Here is a 16,167-nt window from a genome sequence, read left to right as displayed (position 1 = left end):
GCACGCCATGTCCCAGACACCCAGTACCGCGATCGCCGTGATCGGCATCGATATCGGCAAAAACTCGTTCCACGTCGTGGGCCACGATACGCGCGGCACCATCGTGCTGCGGCAAAAGTGGTCGCGTGGCCAGGTGGAGGCGCGGCTCGCCAATATGCCGCCTTGCCTGATCGGCATGGAAGCCTGCGTCGGCGCACATCATTTGAGCCGCAAACTCGCATCGTTAGGTCACGATGCCAGGTTGATGCCGGCCAAATATGTCCGCCCTTATAGCAAAGGACCGAAGAACGACTTCAATGACGCCGAAGCGATTGCCGAAGCCGTGCAGCGCCCGACGATGAAGTTCGTGGCGACCAAGACCGCGGAGCAACTCGATCTGCAGGCGCTGCATCGGGTGCGCGAGCGGCTGGTGTCGCAACGCACCGGCATCATCAACCAGATTCGCGCCTTCATGCTGGAACGCGGGATCGCGGTGCGCCAGGGTATCGGCTTCCTGCGCACAGAACTGCCCACCATCCTTGCGACGCGCACCGATGCCCTGTCGCCACGCATGTTGCGTGTCATCGAGGAGTTGACAGGCGACTGGCGTCAGCTGGATCAGCGCATCGATAGCCTCTCCGGCGAGATCGAAGCACTGGCCCGTCAAGATCAGGCATGTTCGCGCCTGATGACGGTGCCTGGCATCGGGCCGATCATTTCGAGCGCCATGGTGGCCGCGATCGGCACTGGAGACGTCTTCTCCAAAGGCCGTGACTTCGGCGCCTGGCTCGGACTGGTGCCCAAGCAGATCTCGACGGGAGACCGCACGATCCTCGGCAAAATCTCACGGCGCGGCAATCGCTACCTCCGCGTTCTGTTCGTCCAGGCGGCATGGGTGGTGCTGGTCAGGATCAAGAACTGGGAACGTTACGGACTCAGATCCTGGATCGAAGCCGCCAAGAAGCGATTGCACCACAACGTGCTGGCGATCGCACTCGCCAACAAGCTTGCCCGCATCGCCTGGGCGGTGCTGGCTAAAGGACGCGCCTTCGAGCTGACAAGGACCAACGATGCAGGCGTCCGACCCGCTTGATCCTCGCGCCGTGCTCGGCGCGGTCAAGGCGCGGCCTGGCAACGCCGGAGCCAGCCGCAAGCAAAGCGCAACGGCCGGCCTTGACCGCCCGTGCGCGCGACGCGACGCACGTCCTGCGGGCCGGGACGAAGGAACGGCCCCTGGCTCGAACACAGGAACTGCGAGGTAGGAGGAGCATGCGATGACGTAACCCCATCAACAGGTTCCAGCCGAGGTCTGCGAGAGGATGAGACGAGATGGAGGTTCGGTCTTCCCGGCGCATGCGAACACTGGTGACCCAAATGGCCCAATCGAGGCCTGTCCGCTAATGAGAACGCACGCGCGCTGATATCCATGATGGCCCGGAGAAAATGCTCCAATCAAAGGCCGGATACATTGATGCAAGACCACTCACCACCTGATCGACGAACCTCTTGCTACGCACGGCCGGACCATACATTTGGGTCAATCGCGTCGGTTTCGCGCTCAGCTGCGAACTTCCGGTCTGCCCCATGAACCGACATGTAGCTGCACCACACCAGCGAAAGCGATGGGCCATCAACGGACTCAGTGCATCAGTTCTGTTTCAGGAATTCCAGGAGCGCATTGTTTACGTCTTTGGCCCGCTCTTGCTGAGTCCAATGACCGCAACCTTTCAAGACTATTGTCTCGCGAAGCAAGGGCACGAACTGTTTCAGGCTAGGGATGAGATGGTTCCAATTCGGCGATCTGTAAACCCCGTCTCGATCGCCAACGACATAGAGTGCCGGGACCTGAACCTTTGCGCCAGACCATGGTGCGAGCAGTTCCCAATTCCGATCAATGTTGCGATACCAATTCAAACCTCCTCCAAAGCCGGTGCGCTTGAACTCCTCGACGTAAAATTCGATGTCATTGTCCGTGAGCCACGTCGGCAATGATTGGGTTGTAGGCTTCCCATCAAGCCACCCCCCCTCACTAGGAAGCATCGCGAGCGACGCAGGATCTTCAACCGGCGCATCGCCAGATAGGGCAAACAATGTTGTCTTGATTGCGTTGTGGACGTCTTTTTCGAGTTCTGCCTCGGCAATGCCCGGCGTCTGGAAATACAGTTGATAGAAGCGCTGCTTTTCGGTCCTCGGCATGACGGTGCTTGGTCGGTTGGGACCACGCACCTGAAACGGCACGCTCAAGCCAACGACGGCCCTAAATCGATCCGGTCTGAACAGAGCGCAGCGCCAAGCGACCGGCGCTCCCCAATCATGTCCGACAACGACTGCTTGATCCGTGCCGATCGCGTCGAGCAATCCGACCATGTCTCCGGTCAAATGCAATAGAGTGTATTGATCGATCGCATCCGGTTTGTTCGTCTGCCCGTAACCACGCATGTCAGGCGCGATGGCGCGATATCCGGCGGCAGCGAGCGCTTCCAATTGGTGCCGCCACGAATACCAGCACTCCGGAAAGCCATGGCAGAGAAGCACGGTGGGACCGCTCCCTGCTTCGGCCAGGTGCATTCGAATGCCATTTGTCTCGATAAATCGATGCGAGATCGTCATTGCCAACCTCCGCAAGATCATTGATCTGATAGCTAATCAGTCACATTGTGAGCTCCAGCCACAACCGAAGCGGCTCCGCCGACACCCTGTCGGACGGCGGACCGCCAAAACGACATGCTCTGCGATTTATTGTCGAGCCCGCACCGCGCCTCCGGCAGCATCGGCGCAAGGTCGGCTTCGGGTCAATCGCGTCGTTTTTACAGTCGGCCAGCTACTTCCGGTCTAACCTCAACTTCGGACATGTCGCAGCACTGCGCCAACTGACGCGATGGGCCAATAGGTGACATTCGAGATGAAAGAGGCCGTCAACGTCAGCAAGCGAATAGCCTTGCATTTTATTGCTCCCGGACCCCTCCCTTCCTCAGCCCATCGAGAATGTCATCGATCTCTCGACGAAACTGCGGGTTGGTTGACATCGAGTAAACGAGATCACGGTACCAATGGATCGTGAAGTCTGGTCGCAGCTTGTTCAATTCAGTCAAGGTCCGCTGTGCCTGTTCCAATTGCCCCGTGGCTCCATAAGCCGATGTCAGATCTACATAGGCGTACAAGTGCGAGTTGTTCAGATTGACCGAGCGCCCGCATTCCTCGATGGCTTCTCCATATTGGTGCAGGTGCAAGTGTGCATGGCAGAGCCAGAAGCGCCATTGGAAAGCAAAAGGATCTCTGGGACTGAGACGGAGAGCCAACTGGACCGGCGAGAAGGCTTCGCGCGTACGCCCCGAGACGACGAGTGCTATTGCTTTAGCAGCGTAGGCAGCTGGATTATTTGGATCAATTTCGAGCGCCGCATCGAATTCAGCCAATGCCTCCTCAGGACGTCCAAATACAAGAATGCTTCCCTTGGTCGTATGAGCACTCGCGCTTGCCGAGCTTTTGGACAGAACTCTGTCGATGAGGTCGATCGCTTGCTTTTTGTCTTCAACAACGGACGCAGACCATCGGTTGTTCACACCAACCGCTAGACACCGCGCTTTGCCAATCATGGCCTCAACGTTGTCCGGATCGAGGCGCAGCGCACTATCGAATAGGTCCTTTGCCTGACCATTTTGGATCTTCGACTGCGGCCCATAGAGCTTTGCCCAGCCGCGCATCGTGAAGTCCGTAGCGTCTGGATTTCTCGATCGGTCCACTTCGCTGCGACGGCTTTCGGCTTGGATCAGTTCAATGTTAAGCGAGCGAGCGAGCCGCGCTGTGATCTGGTCCTGCAAGGCGGCGAGGTTCGTACGATCGCCGTCGAAACGATCGGACCAGACGTCCCGACCGCTCGCGATATCCGTAAGTGATACGTTGACCCGGACCTGATCTCCGTTGCGCCGCACCGCGCCCTGGACCGCCCAGCGGATGCCAAGGTCCTTGCCGAGCGTCCTGAAGTCGATTTGCTTGTTCTTGTATGTAAACGCCGTTCCGCGTCCGATAACGAACGCGCCGGGCATTTGCGCGAGGTCGGTCGTCAGGTCAGTCGTGATGCCGTCGGCGAAATAGTCCTGCTCCAGATCGTTGCTGACGTTTGCGAACGGCAGAACGACAAGTGACAAGCGGGGAGCAATGTCGGGCCGGGCCGTAGCCTCCCTCTGCGTCTGTTGCTTGTCCGGAAACACGTCGGTGCGGAGCGTCTTCCACACAGTCCAATAGCCGACGAGGCCACCCGCGATCGCGCCGATAGCCGCAATCGAAGCGAGCGCCCCGCCGATCAATTGCAATCGCACCCGGAAGCGACCCTTAAAGTTACGAGTCGATGCCGGTTGGTCCGGAGGCTCGTCATCAGATGGCGTTTTGTTCAGTAAGTTATCGGATGCCGGTTTATTCGGTCGGTCGCTGGAGACTTCTGAGTCCGTCACCATTGCCTCCCCGCACGGGCCAAACGCCCGGACGCTCGAACCTAGCAGATTTTTGCGGCTTTGCGTTGGTCAAGGTTGCTGACTATGTTCACGGCTCTTACAAGTTGTTGCGGTGATGTTGAGTGGACGTCCGGTTCGGGTCAATTGCGTCGTTTTGACCGTCGACCGGTCACTTCCGCTCTAGCCTTACAAGCAGACGATTTCTGAGCCGGTTCGAACTTCGCATTCGGGGCAAGAAGAGAAGTGCGATCTAGCCGCTCGTCGCAGCGCGATAGAAGGCTTCTACCTTGCCCAGGTCTTTTGAGTGAGTGCCCTCTCGATCCGTTCTTGTTTTCGAATCAACGCCGGCAGGTCGCACCGACCGAATAGCTTCTTTGACATTGTCTGGTCCGAGGCCACCGGCAAGTATTACTGGGGTGCGAACACTCTCCACTATCGTTCGACTGATGCTCCAGTGGTGCGTCACGCCCTGCGCGCCGATCTGCACATCACCTGTGCGATGACTGTCGAGCAGGATCCAATCGACAACGCCATCATATGCTTGCGCCACACCTACTGCTTCAGGTCCCGTGACCGGTACGCTGCGCATGAATGTGGTCTTCGGCAGGGACTGTCGCAGCTGGGCCTTCCAATCACTCCGCCAAAAACCAGTCCTGGGATAGACGCGCAAATTGACCGGAGACGGTCGAGAGCAGCTTCAGTTGTGAATGGTGTCAACCTATATTCGCGATGGCGGGTACCTCGGATCAGCGGCACCGTGCCCACCAAGATGGCCGGCGCTGATTCCGCTCCCTCGCTGTGAGCCGCGCTCCCCAGCCGAAAGCAAGCAACCGTGATCGGCGCGTGCGTGATCCGCATTTGCGTCCATCCTTTGCCGCAGCGGGTACGGCTTGCAGTTATCGTCCCGGCAGAGCCGTGAGCTCTCGGGGCGGCTTGATGCGCCAGAACGGATATGCCGCCAGTTCTTTCGAATGCTGCGCGAACATATCGACCCGTCTGCTTGTAAACTCCGTAAAGACGCCGAAAAATTCAGTTGGTGACCTGATCGTCGCGAGTCTCAGGCCAAGTTCAAAAGCAAATTGCGCGTTGGCCTCGGCTATCTCAAGAAGCTTCGCCTGATACGCCTGCATGTTTGCCGTCGCTAAAGCAAAGCCTTTCGTTGGATCGCTATCCGTCATTCTCTGACTGAGGTCATCTACTAAGGCATCCGCCCGAGGCTCAATGATAGGAACCTCGTGTTTAGGATCATCATGAAGCTCAGGAGGCGGTTCGACCGAGACTGCCGCAGCAAAGTGAAGTAGATTCTCTTTCGGGCTTCTAACAATGGCCTGCTTGTTCCGTTGGGCCCGCGCGGCCATTTTCGGATTGCGGGCGCGCTTTGGCGCTGTCGCCGGTTTGCGTTTGCTCATCTGACGCTCCAAAAAAATGGGGGTGCGACCACAACGGTCATTTCTGAAAGGACAACAGGCTTTGTGACGTGGCGTTCCAAACCGTGCATTGTTGGAGTCCCGCATGAACTGAGATCAATCGCACGTTCTGCGGTGTCGACGATGATTTTAGGTAGCAACTCCAACCCAGGCTACCCACCGAGCGAATGCTCGAGGAAGAAGCGCAGCATTTCCCTCGTCGCATCCGGCCCTTGCGGATCAGTGTAGGACCCGGCGGGGCTGCCGCCTGACCACGCGTGTCCGGCGCCATCGATGTTCCAGTGTTCGGAAATCGCCCGACCGGCCCCGTCGATCAGGACGGTGCGAGTATAGGCATGGCCGTGGGGTACGCGTCCGCGAAGTACCTTCGTCGTCGGCCTCGTTGCCATGGCGGACTGCTCGATAATCTGATCGCCATTCTTTGGATGCACCGTAGTGTCGCGATCGCCATGGAAAACGATGGTCGGCACAGAAGTTTTGCCGTCCGCAATTGCGTTGGAGCCGCCTCCCTGCCGCATGGCGACGAACGCGGAGGGAAGATCGCTCGCGGCTCCACACGCGAGGCCTGAATGAATACCGACGGCCGCGTACAGGTCGCTATACGTTGCGCCCATGATGGCGGCGGCGGCCCCGCCGGCCGACAGACCCGCGACGTATACGCGCTTCGGATCGATCACATGGTCGCGCATGATCTGGCGGGTAATGCCGGCGATCATCGAGGGCTCGCCCCCGCCGCGGCGCTGGTCGCTCGTGCGAAACCAGTTCCAGCACTTCGACTGGTTGGCTCCGCTCGGCTGCTCAGGATAGACCACGAAGCAATTCTGCTCTTCCGCTAGGAAGTTCATCCGGGTGCCGGCCGCGAAATCGTCCGGCGACTGGGTGCAGCCGTGAAGCATGACGATCAGGGGAAGCCGTTGTCCCTGACAGCGGCTTGGGATGAACAGCTTGTAGGTCCGGCTTCCCGCGGCGTTACTGAAGGTACCGGCGATAAACCGCGTGCCCTCTGGCACGATGTCCGATGGGGACAGAGGAGCGCGCGTGATCGGACTTCGCAGGCCGAGCCCGGAAAAATCCCGCATGCCGTCGAGCGGTAGGGAGCGTCTGCGTCCCTGAGCAGAGCGGGCCGGCGCAATCTGCGGAGCTTCCCGCTCCTCGACAACTTCGGCCGTGGCGTCGATGGTAAGCGGATGGAGCCGCGGGTGCCGAGCCTGAGAGGCGCTGCGAGACTCCGGTCTTGGAGCGCTACCGCCCTGGAGCATGCGCTGCAGCAGCGCGGTGGCCTCGACCAGTTGGCCGGCCCGCGTGAGGCGGGTTGCTTCGCGGACTATGTCTTGATTCAGCATCGTTCACCTCGTTCTGTCGGCGAGAGCGGCCTTGACCGCGGGAGTGGCGTGAAGGGCCCCCAGCACCGAGACCGACGCGATTGTGGCGCGAGCCAACTCGGGAGTGACGTCCTGGGCGATGGTGGCTAAGCCCAAAACATTGATCTGCAGCATCTCGCCGACGCGCCGCGCCGCTTCGAGATCCTCGCGAGTGTAGTTGCGCAGGCCGAGGTCCAGTTTCTTCCGGGCCGTGGACTGTCTGACGACCTCTACGTGTCGCTCGAGCTGGTTCCGGATTGCTGTCCGGATGAAATCGGTCCGGTTCGAATAGAACCCTTCCTGCACCATAAGATCGACGTGACCGAGGTCGACATAGCCAAGGTTGATCGTGATCTTCTCGGTGTCGGGGGCCTTGGATCGCAGCTCGTGCACATTATCGGCCATAGCTAAACATCCATTTGACATCCATCTGGATGGTCTATGGATGTTATCTAGATGCTCCCCGGCGCCTTTCAAGGGATGGAGCCACCCAACGACCCAGGACGAGCAGCTCGCGCAGGCGGGCTGTCTCAGGTCGAGAGCGGTCGCCGCATCGTAGAGGGCCAGACAAATTCCTGGCGAAACTCGCCTCTCCGATCATCGCAAGCCCAATGGCCAGCTCGTTCAAAGGCTTCAAACGGAAACAGGTTCGTCGTGCTCCCACGCCGGGGAGCAAACCAAAATCGAGAGCATCGTCCGGTACCTGGGAATTGAAGTCGACGATGCACTCGCAATAGCAGAGCAGGTCGACGTCTGAACTAACTGCGCAGAGCGGACGCGCTCTGCCCCTCATTTGCAGCCGGCTTCGGGCCATTAGCGCACTTATCTTAACTGTAAGCGACGGCAGATCCGTCCTCGTCAGCCTTTAAGCCCGCGCGCTAACCCCGTTATTGAGGAGGTGAAGGGCCTGTGCATGAAGACCGGCAGTTGCCGAAGCTAAGACCGAGCCACCCTCCTCGGCCCGCCCGCCATCAATCCGCGTCACCACTCCGCCCGCCTTTTCGATGATCGGGATCAACGCGACGATATCGTAGGGCTGGAGCGAAGGTTCGACGGCGAGGTCAATGCGGCCAGCAGCGAGCATTGCCGTGGCATAGCATTCGCCGCCGTAGCGGGTCATCCGGACCGAAGCGGCAAGGCGATCGAAGCCCTGCTTTAGCTCACCATGATAGTGCTCAGGCGAAGTCGTATGCAGGATGGCCCGCGACAGCGGGCCGACGTCTCGCGTAGACAGTCGTTGGCGCTTGCCTGCATGTTCGCACCAGGCCCCATCGGCGGTGGCCCAGAAACGCTCACTCGTAAAGGGCTGGCTCATTATTCCCTGTTCGGCTCGGCCATCGACGGTGAGACCGATCAGGGTGCCCCAGACAGGAAGGCCGCAGATGAAGGGACGAGTCCCATCCACCGGGTCCAAGACCCAGCGGCAAGAACCGCTTCCGGTTAGACCGAGCTCTTCGCCCAGAATGGCGTGGTCGGGATATTCGGCTTCGATCGCTGCTCGAATCGCAATCTCGGCTTCCCGGTCAGCCTCGGTCACCGGGTCAAAGTAAGCCTCCCCAGTTTTGGAATCGACGGCAAGGTCGGTTCGAAAGCGCGGCAAGGTTTCGCGATCGGCAATATCTGCCAATCGATGAAGGAAATCGGCGCTCGGCAGTCTCGGCATCAAATATCTCCATTCGTGCACGCTCAGCGCCGTCGTATCCGGATGGGCGTCGAATTACACCCTATAAACATGCATAAACAGTCCGGTTGTGATCTTGGAGGTCGTCGCCGAGAAGCCCGCCGGACCATAGGGCGAGACCAGAAGAATGGACACCGTCAGGGCTGGCTGCGATGTCGCAAACGGGTCAAAGGCGGACATCAACCGGGGTCGTCGCGCAGGTCCGCTAAGGGCCAATAAGCGACGTCAGCTTGGATAGACATCGCAGCCTATTCCATCAGTCCATCGGGATGTCACGATCTCGCGTTCGCACTAGCGCGCGAAATTCACCGGTGCGATGTAGCTATCCTGAGACCCGGGTTTGGCCCCCGGAAATGGCGGGAAGGGACTGGCGCGGCGCAGGATTTCGAGCGCCTCGCGATCGAGCACATCATTGCCTGACGATTTCGTCACTGCGCTCTCCATCACTGCGCCCGTACGGTTCAGGACGAATCTCACCACCACCGTACCCTGTGCCCCTCGCGCCGACGATGGATAGCGCTTGAAGCGCTGCAGGTGCCCAAACACCAGCGCGTTGTAGGCATTGGAGCCGGCTTGAGTGAACTGACCGACATGCTCCGTCTTTGGCGGCGCGCGCGTTTCTGGTGCGGGAGGCTGCTCTTGCGGCTTCGGCTTTTCCGCTTCTTTCGGCTCGATCTGCGGCAGCGTTATCTCGGCCTGCTGTGGAGGCGACGGCGGTTGTATCACCTGCTCCAATGGCTTCTCCTCGACCTTGGGCGGCTCTATCGGCGCGGCTTCCGCCTGTTGCATGGTCGGGCCGACCGCGATGTCCTGGTTCTGAACCTGGGGCGAACTGGCCTCGACCGGTGCAAGGGTTACTGCGATAGCTGGAAGAATATTCGGTTCCATCGGTTTGCGGGCATACCAGAACGCAACCACCGCCACGATCGCAGCGTGGGCGATCAAGATCGTCAAGCTCGCCAACGTCCAGCGGGAAAGCCCGTGCCTTTCCGGCAGATGCAGTGCGAACGCATTCATTGCTTGGCCGCTGGCGTTTCCAGCCCGACGAGGGCAAGCTTGAGATATCCGGCATCACGGAAGGTGTTCATCACCTCCATAAGCGCGCCATAGCTCAGGGTCTTGTCCGCGCGGACAAAAATCGTCTCGTCCTTGTGGTTGTTCGTCGCGGAATCGAGCGCGGCCGGAAGCTGCTCGCGCGGGACCACGATCTCGCCGACCGCAATGGTCTCGTCAGGCTTGATGGTGACGAACACTGGCTTGTCCGGACGCGGCTGCTCGGGAGCAGTGCTGGCGGGCAGATTGACGCCGATGTCCACAGTTGCGAGCGGCGCCGCCACCATAAAGATGATCAGCAACACCAGAATGACGTCAATGAAGGGAGTGACGTTGATCTCGTGCTGGATTTCGAGATCGTCGCCGCTCGAGCGTGTACCAAGACGCGTCGCCATCTTCGTCACTCCGCGGCGCGCGGCAAGGGAGCAACTCGGCCCCTGTGTCCGCGGCTGACCATCAACAAGAGTTGCGCCGAGGCATCCCCCAACAGGGTGCGGTAGCCGCTGATGACGCGCGCGAGATGGTTGTAGATCACGACCGCCGGAATGGCGGCGACGAGCCCAAGCGCGGTGGCGAGCAAGGCTTCGGCGATACCGGGAGCCACCACCGCGAGATTGGTGGTGTGGGATTCCGAAATGCCGATGAAGGAGTTCATGATGCCCCAGACCGTACCAAACAAGCCGACGAACGGGGCTGTGGCGCCGATCGTTGCCAGGATGCCGACGCCACGCGAAACCTGTCGTGTCATCGCGGCCTCGACGCGCTCCAGCCGCAACGCGACGCGTTCCTTGAAACCTTCGTCGATGACGCCGTCGGATAGCTCGGCTTCTCGCGCAGTGGACAGGACAAGCTGCGCGACGGCGTCCCTATCGGTTTCGCAAGCGCGGACCGCATCTTGAAGACTGCCCCCGCTTTCCAGCATTTTGAGCCGGCGACGCGCGAGCCTCTGCTGGGCACCGAGCTCGATGGTTTTGGCAAGCCATACCGTCCAGGTCACCAGCGAAGCGAAGGCAAGCCCGATCATGACCACTTTCACCACGATATCGGCATTGAGGAACATGCCCCAAGGCGACAGGTTTCGCGGCAACAACGGATTCGGAGACTGGGCAAGCGCGGGTTCTGCCGTCACCGCGAGGCAGACAAGAAACCCCGCGAACCTCGCAATCATTCCGCAAAATTTGCCACCGTGCCTGCTATGCCACATGTGGTCCTCTCTTCGACAAGTGATCCGGACCCTTGCCCCAGCTCAGAGTTTCTGCGAAACGCCGACAAAGAAACCGCGCCGCGGTCCGAATTGCGGGGCGAACACGCCGATGCCAGACCCGTCCCTGATCTCGTAGATCTTGTCGAACAGGTTGACGACATCGAACCGCACTGTGGTCGGTTTGTTCGGCGCAACAATGTTGAAATCGTGCGACACGCCGACATTGACCTGGGTGTAAGACGGCAAGTGATCGGTATTGGCGAAGCCGGAACGAAGTCCACTGCCGTAGATCATCGAAGCACTGAAGCGCGTGCCGTTCCACAAATAGGAAGCGCCGGCCGATCCGGTCAGGACCTGGGCGTGGTCAGTGTAGATATAGTGAGTAGCGATGTAGTTCAACTCGTCCTGAGCGAACAGGAACTGGTTCGACACGATGTTAGTGGCGACCTGCTTCGCCCAGGCGAGGTTTGCCCAGGCGCGGAAGTTGCCGTTTGTGTAAGTCGACTTGAGTTCGAGGCCGATATTCTGGCCGCGATCGTAGTTGAAACCGTTCAGCACATAGGCCGCGCCGAACTGGCCGTCATCGAGCAGATTGCGTGCGATCTTGTAGTAGCCGTCGATGCCGACTTCGAGACCGGGTACGGGATATATCTTCTGAACGACACCGACATCGAAGACGTGAGAGCTTTCCGGTAGCACCGGACTGTTGACGGGCACCTCGGGCGTTTGCGTGTTAGCGGGCGCGGTAGGAGGCGTCACCAGCGCAAGGTTGGCCGGCGCAGCGATCACCTGCTGTGGCGGCGTGAAGTTTCGCGCGTAGCCGGCGTGGAAGGTGGTTCCGTCGTACGGCTTCCAGGTCAGACTGATGCGCGGACTGAACTGGTTGGCATCGACATACTGATACATCTGGTCGAAGCGCAATCCAGCGTTCAAGGTTAGTTGGTTCGTGATCCGCCACTCGTCCTGAACATAGGTGCCGAGTAGCCAGCCGGTCTTGGAGCTGGAGTCGAACACGCTGAACGGTGGACCGAACGGATTGCCGGTTATGGGGTCGACCTGGTTGCCGGTTGCGGGATCAACTGGCAGCACCGTGGATACGTTGTTGACCAAAGAGCGCTCAGCGCTCACGGAAAATCCAAACCGCAGCGTATGGGCAAAGCCGACGCGCCAGGCGGTATCTTCCTGAATGCCGTTGACGAAGCTCTGACGGTAGACGTCCGACGACACGCCATTGAAAATCAGATCTCCGAGCGGGTCAGGAAAGAAGTGCAACTGGCTGTAGCGGTTGAAGTAGGAAATCTGGTAGTCGATATCCCCCGCCGATTTCTGGTAGGCAAAAACGTTGAACTGATTGAACTCGTTCTGGTGCTCGTTGAGCGTTGAGGAATTGAAGTTGGTTATCCCATTGACGTTAAAGTTGGGCATCTGCCCCGGACTGTTGGGAATCTGAAACGACGCATTCGATACGCCGCTCATGAATGTCAGGCGGCTGGTGGGATCGAGTACGGTCGAAAGATAGAGAAATCCCTTTTCCTGCGACGTGCGGTCGTGAATCGCTTCGTTCGAAGGCGTCGGATTTTCTATTCCCAGATTGTTCTGCAGGAAGCGCCCGGACGCGAAATATTGGGTCTGTCCGACCGTGCCGCCATATTCAAAGCTCGGCGTGATGGTGCCCTGGCTGCCGCCATAGACGCTGACGCTTCCAGTGTTGTTAAAGGCGTCCGTCTTGGTCTGGATGTCGAGCACGCCCGCGGTGCGTTGACCGTATTGCGCCGGCAGCGCACCAGTCAGGAGCGCCAAGCTGCCGATGATGCCGGTATCGAGGATTTGGCCGAAGGCACCAACACCGTCGGGCAGCATGATGCCGTTGATGCGGTATTGGATATTGGCGTGCTCGTTGCGCACATGCAGCTCGCCGCTCGCGGCTGAATCCTGCGTGACGCCGGGGAACTGCAACAGCACCTTGTCCATCGTCGCATTGTTTCCCTGCGGCTGCGCCTCGATCGCCTGGTGGCTGACTTCATAGGAGGAAGCACCGACCGGCGCCAAAATGGTTTGCCGGGCTGCGTCGAACTTCTGGTTCTGCTGGTTCACGACCTGCGCCTGTGTCGGTGTGGGCGGGGCCGGCTGGCGGGTCACCACCTGACCGGGTGGCGGCGTTCGCGTTCGCGGTCGCGGTCGCTGGGCTGGCGCGACTACACGCGTCTCGGGCAGGACATTGCCGCCGGTCGCCTGTTGTGGCGTTTCGGGTGCCGGCGCCTGTTGCGGTACGGGCGTGGCGCTCTCCTGAGGCGCGGGGGTAGCGACGGGAGGCTGCGGCACGGTCGTAGCGGCCGACGGCGGTGAGGTGGTGTCGTTCTGCGCCAGAACGGGCGCATTCGATGCGGCAAGCAAAGCCAGCGACCATGCGGAGCAGAGAATCCGCCGCGTGATGCGCAAAGAGCGGGAAACAAACATGGCCGAATCCTGACTTCGGATTGCGCTCGCGGCGACAACGCGCCGTCCACGCGGGAGCCTCGTACCCCATCGCAGCAACGCGCTTCGGCACGCTACGCTAACAGGGAACCGCAACAGCGATGTCAGGAAATCGGTGGCCCGCGCGGTTGAAATGCGCCCCGTGATCGCCCGACGAGGGCAAGCACGTCTTCAATCTTACGATCGACTGTAATGCTGGCAGGCTCTAACGGCAGAGCAGGCGGCGCCGAGGCGAGCGCGTTCGCCATCGCGGTCGCGGCCATGCAGATCGGACAGAGATAGTCGGCATGGCCATCGTTGGGATGTCCTTTATTCTGGCTATCGTCCGGCGACGCGATGGACGCTGCCATTGCGGCAATCCCACGCCCGGAAGCCTTGCCGTCGATCGCATGAACGTGACCAAAGGACAGCCCAAAGTTCATCGCCAGCGCAATCAGCGCCAGCCACGTACTTTGCCTGATTGTTTCCTGAAACCAGCGCATTCGAGCGGTAGTGTCCCTCGGCTTTCAGCCGCAGCGCAATCTTATCTGAGCTACGACCTCCGTCAATGTAAGTCCGTGGTCACGCCCCGCCCGATCTCCGAGCAGCCGCGACCAACCTGCAAATGTCTGCAGCAAACCGGGCAGTCGGGCGTGGCGATCAGCTCCTCCAAGGTGCCGTCCCGCTCCGCCCGTCGCCATTCGACGACGCAGTGGCGATCTGCAGCCGGCCACAGACCTTAGTCAGTCCCATGTCTGTCTTGGTCGTCCCTTGGGGTTGCCCGTAGCTGGCGGGGCTATTTTGCTATGAGCCGGCGGATCAGTCATTATTGCGGCCGTAGTAGGTTTTCTTGAGCCGATAGTGGCCTCCGGTAGAGACATATTCCTGGCGAAGGCAAGTACCTTCCCTGCAAAATGTTGCCTGCCCCCCACAGTGCAGATGTTCGAAGTGCAGCTTCATCACGTGTGAATTGTCGATATAGGTCGCAAAGTAGTGACCGGCGCGCGGTGGATCTCGGCACATGCGAATGACAGCAGTCCGAACCTCGGGAGGCAGACGATCGATACGTTCCGAATTCCAGGGATCGTCGTGTCCAACCTGGCTGCCGCGAGCCAATGCATGCGTCTGATTGCAAAGTAACAACACGACAGTCCCAGCCGCGATTGCAGAAATCCGCGAGTGAAAGGTCCACATGCAAGCACCCAATTTGCGGTGCAAGACCTGCCGGATGCACATCAAAGAATATCAGGAATGCCAACGACCGCCAACGACAAGCTGTCGGAGGTGCGGTGCATCAATCTGATAAATTTCCTTGGCCATCGATGTCCGCCTAGGGTCAAGAGCGCCGTTTTGACAGCCGGTCTGATACTTCCGGTGTCCCCCGATTAGCGGACGTCCTCAGGGTCAGGCAGCATGTCTCAAAGGGGCCACAAGCAGAAGTTGGCGCTTCCATAGTCTGGTGCACTTTGAGGCGGCAGCTTTGGTGATGTCGGCCAACTTGGCATCGACCGCGCGCCGTGTCATCTTGCATGAAGAAATGGCGAGGGAGGGTGTCTCTTGTCCCGGCACGTTGGAGCTCTATGTTCGGCCGTATTTCTCGTACTTGGCACTTCGTCGGCGGCCCTCGCCGTCGCCTCGGAAAGATGTCAGGAAATCGGCCGTCGGTTTCAACCCACGCAATCTCAGATCACTGCAATGGAGGTATCCCTACTTCTATTCTCAGCAGCGGACGAGAATTGTACCGAGCTGGCTACCGGGCTGCTGGACTATGGCGCGTCAGTGGACGCGCGCGACCGGTTTGGAGCCCGCCCGCTCAGCCACGCCGCGCGAGCTGGCCATCTGGAAATGGTCGATCTTTTGCTTGCTCGTGGCGCTCCAATTGATGCGCGCAATCTCGCGGGCGCAACCGCGCTATACTTCGCGGCCGAACGCGGCCATATCGCGGTCGCCCAGCGACTTGTTGAACGCGGCGCCGACGTCAAACTCACCGGACGCAGTGGAGTATCCCCGGTCGGGGCCGCCGCTTATGCAGGCAGCGACGCAATCGTCGAAACGCTGCTGGCGCATGGCGCTGACCAAGGTGTGCCCGACGACACCGGAAAGCCGCCAATTGTCTACGCCGCGGCCCGCGCCCGGCTTGACATTGTGAAGCACCTGCTTTCGCGAAACATCGATATCAATGCCCGCTATCCGAATGATCTGACGCTGCTGATGTGGGCTGCGGGTCCGGATGAAAAAATTCCGGAGACGGAGGCCGTCAAGGTTGTGAGGTATCTACTGGATTCAGGCGCGTACATCGATGATCGCGATGCCCGCGGCCGGACGGCTCTCATGATCGCCGCCGAAGGTGGGCACGCTGAGATCGCCAGTCTGCTGCTTGTGCGAGGCGCCGATCCCTCGCTCAAGGACAACGCGGGCAAACGCGCCGCGGATCTCACCTCACTATCGTTGTTGCGTGATCGACTGGCCACGCCGTAGCGAGGCACGTCCTAGAGCATGATCTGGAAAAGTGTGAAGCGGTTTTCCTTCGCGACAAACGAGGAACGCGTTTGCGCGG

The 16,167-nt window shown here is 59.9% G+C and carries 15 protein-coding genes; 2 read left to right on the top strand and 13 right to left on the bottom strand.

All coding sequences use genetic code 11. The features are described from left to right. The first annotated feature begins 7 nt into the window (after positions 1–7). Positions 8–1,072: an IS110-like element ISBj4 family transposase gene (locus IVB46_RS38160; protein WP_247345008.1), complete on the top strand. Its 1,065-nt coding sequence runs from the start codon at positions 8–10 to the stop codon at positions 1,070–1,072. A 554-nt stretch (positions 1,073–1,626) separates the two neighbouring features. On the opposite strand, the gene IVB46_RS38155 is transcribed toward IVB46_RS38160, so the two are convergent. The 13 genes from IVB46_RS38155 to IVB46_RS38095 all read right to left on the bottom strand — a co-directional run bounded on the left by IVB46_RS38155 (position 1,627) and on the right by IVB46_RS38095 (position 14,804). Next, positions 1,627–2,589: an alpha/beta hydrolase gene (locus IVB46_RS38155; RefSeq protein WP_247345005.1), complete on the bottom strand. Its 963-nt coding sequence runs from the start codon at positions 2,587–2,589 to the stop codon at positions 1,627–1,629. Positions 2,590–2,924: 335 nt separating this feature from the next. Then, a complete protein-coding gene (locus tag IVB46_RS38150; protein WP_247345000.1) occupies positions 2,925–4,433 on the bottom strand; it encodes a tetratricopeptide repeat protein in 1,509 nt (502 codons plus the stop codon). Positions 4,434–4,680: 247 nt separating this feature from the next. Next, positions 4,681–5,100, bottom strand: a complete 420-nt coding sequence (locus IVB46_RS38145; protein WP_256468696.1) for a hypothetical protein — start codon at positions 5,098–5,100, stop codon at positions 4,681–4,683. 226 nt (positions 5,101–5,326) lie between these two features. Next, the gene (locus IVB46_RS38140; RefSeq protein WP_247344994.1) at positions 5,327–5,839 is read right to left on the bottom strand and encodes a Phasin protein; all 513 of its coding nucleotides are present in this window, start codon (positions 5,837–5,839) and stop codon (positions 5,327–5,329) included. Positions 5,840–6,009: 170 nt separating this feature from the next. Beyond that, entirely contained in the window at positions 6,010–7,200 is a 1,191-nt protein-coding gene (locus IVB46_RS38135) for a PHB depolymerase family esterase (RefSeq protein ID WP_247344991.1), read from the bottom strand. Positions 7,201–7,203: 3 nt separating this feature from the next. Then, positions 7,204–7,623, bottom strand: coding sequence for a CopG family transcriptional regulator (locus IVB46_RS38130; RefSeq protein ID WP_247344989.1), 420 nt, complete (start codon positions 7,621–7,623; stop codon positions 7,204–7,206). 460 nt (positions 7,624–8,083) lie between these two features. Further along, positions 8,084–8,881 carry a histidinol-phosphatase gene (gene hisN, locus IVB46_RS38125; protein ID WP_247344986.1) on the bottom strand — a complete coding sequence of 266 codons (798 nt, stop codon included), beginning with the start codon at positions 8,879–8,881 and terminating at the stop codon, positions 8,084–8,086. 309 nt (positions 8,882–9,190) lie between these two features. Continuing rightward, positions 9,191–9,916 (bottom strand): energy transducer TonB, encoded by a 726-nt coding sequence (locus IVB46_RS38120; protein ID WP_247344983.1) that lies wholly within the window; start codon positions 9,914–9,916, stop codon positions 9,191–9,193. Continuing rightward, positions 9,913–10,347 (bottom strand): TonB system transport protein ExbD, encoded by a 435-nt coding sequence (exbD, locus tag IVB46_RS38115; RefSeq protein ID WP_247344980.1) that lies wholly within the window; start codon positions 10,345–10,347, stop codon positions 9,913–9,915. Before exbD ends, IVB46_RS38120 begins: the two co-directional genes overlap by 4 nt. Positions 10,348–10,352: 5 nt before the next feature. Continuing rightward, positions 10,353–11,120, bottom strand: coding sequence for a tonB-system energizer ExbB (gene exbB, locus IVB46_RS38110; RefSeq protein WP_247344976.1), 768 nt, complete (start codon positions 11,118–11,120; stop codon positions 10,353–10,355). 78 nt (positions 11,121–11,198) lie between these two features. Continuing rightward, entirely contained in the window at positions 11,199–13,595 is a 2,397-nt protein-coding gene (locus IVB46_RS38105) for a TonB-dependent receptor (RefSeq protein WP_247344973.1), read from the bottom strand. Positions 13,596–13,735: 140 nt separating this feature from the next. Next, positions 13,736–14,113, bottom strand: coding sequence for a DUF2946 domain-containing protein (locus tag IVB46_RS38100; RefSeq protein ID WP_247344970.1), 378 nt, complete (start codon positions 14,111–14,113; stop codon positions 13,736–13,738). A 316-nt stretch (positions 14,114–14,429) separates the two neighbouring features. Then, the gene (locus IVB46_RS38095) at positions 14,430–14,804 is read right to left on the bottom strand and encodes a hypothetical protein (RefSeq protein WP_247344967.1); all 375 of its coding nucleotides are present in this window, start codon (positions 14,802–14,804) and stop codon (positions 14,430–14,432) included. A gap of 501 nt (positions 14,805–15,305) precedes the next feature. Between IVB46_RS38095 and IVB46_RS38090 the strand changes: the two genes are divergently transcribed. After that, positions 15,306–16,088 (top strand): ankyrin repeat domain-containing protein, encoded by a 783-nt coding sequence (locus tag IVB46_RS38090; protein ID WP_247344965.1) that lies wholly within the window; start codon positions 15,306–15,308, stop codon positions 16,086–16,088. Positions 16,089–16,167: the final 79 nt, after the last annotated feature.

The organism is Bradyrhizobium sp. 61, from assembly GCF_023073075.1.
Taxonomy (GTDB): domain Bacteria; phylum Pseudomonadota; class Alphaproteobacteria; order Rhizobiales; family Xanthobacteraceae; genus Bradyrhizobium; species Bradyrhizobium barranii.
This window is presented reverse-complemented; position numbering and strand designations above follow the sequence as displayed.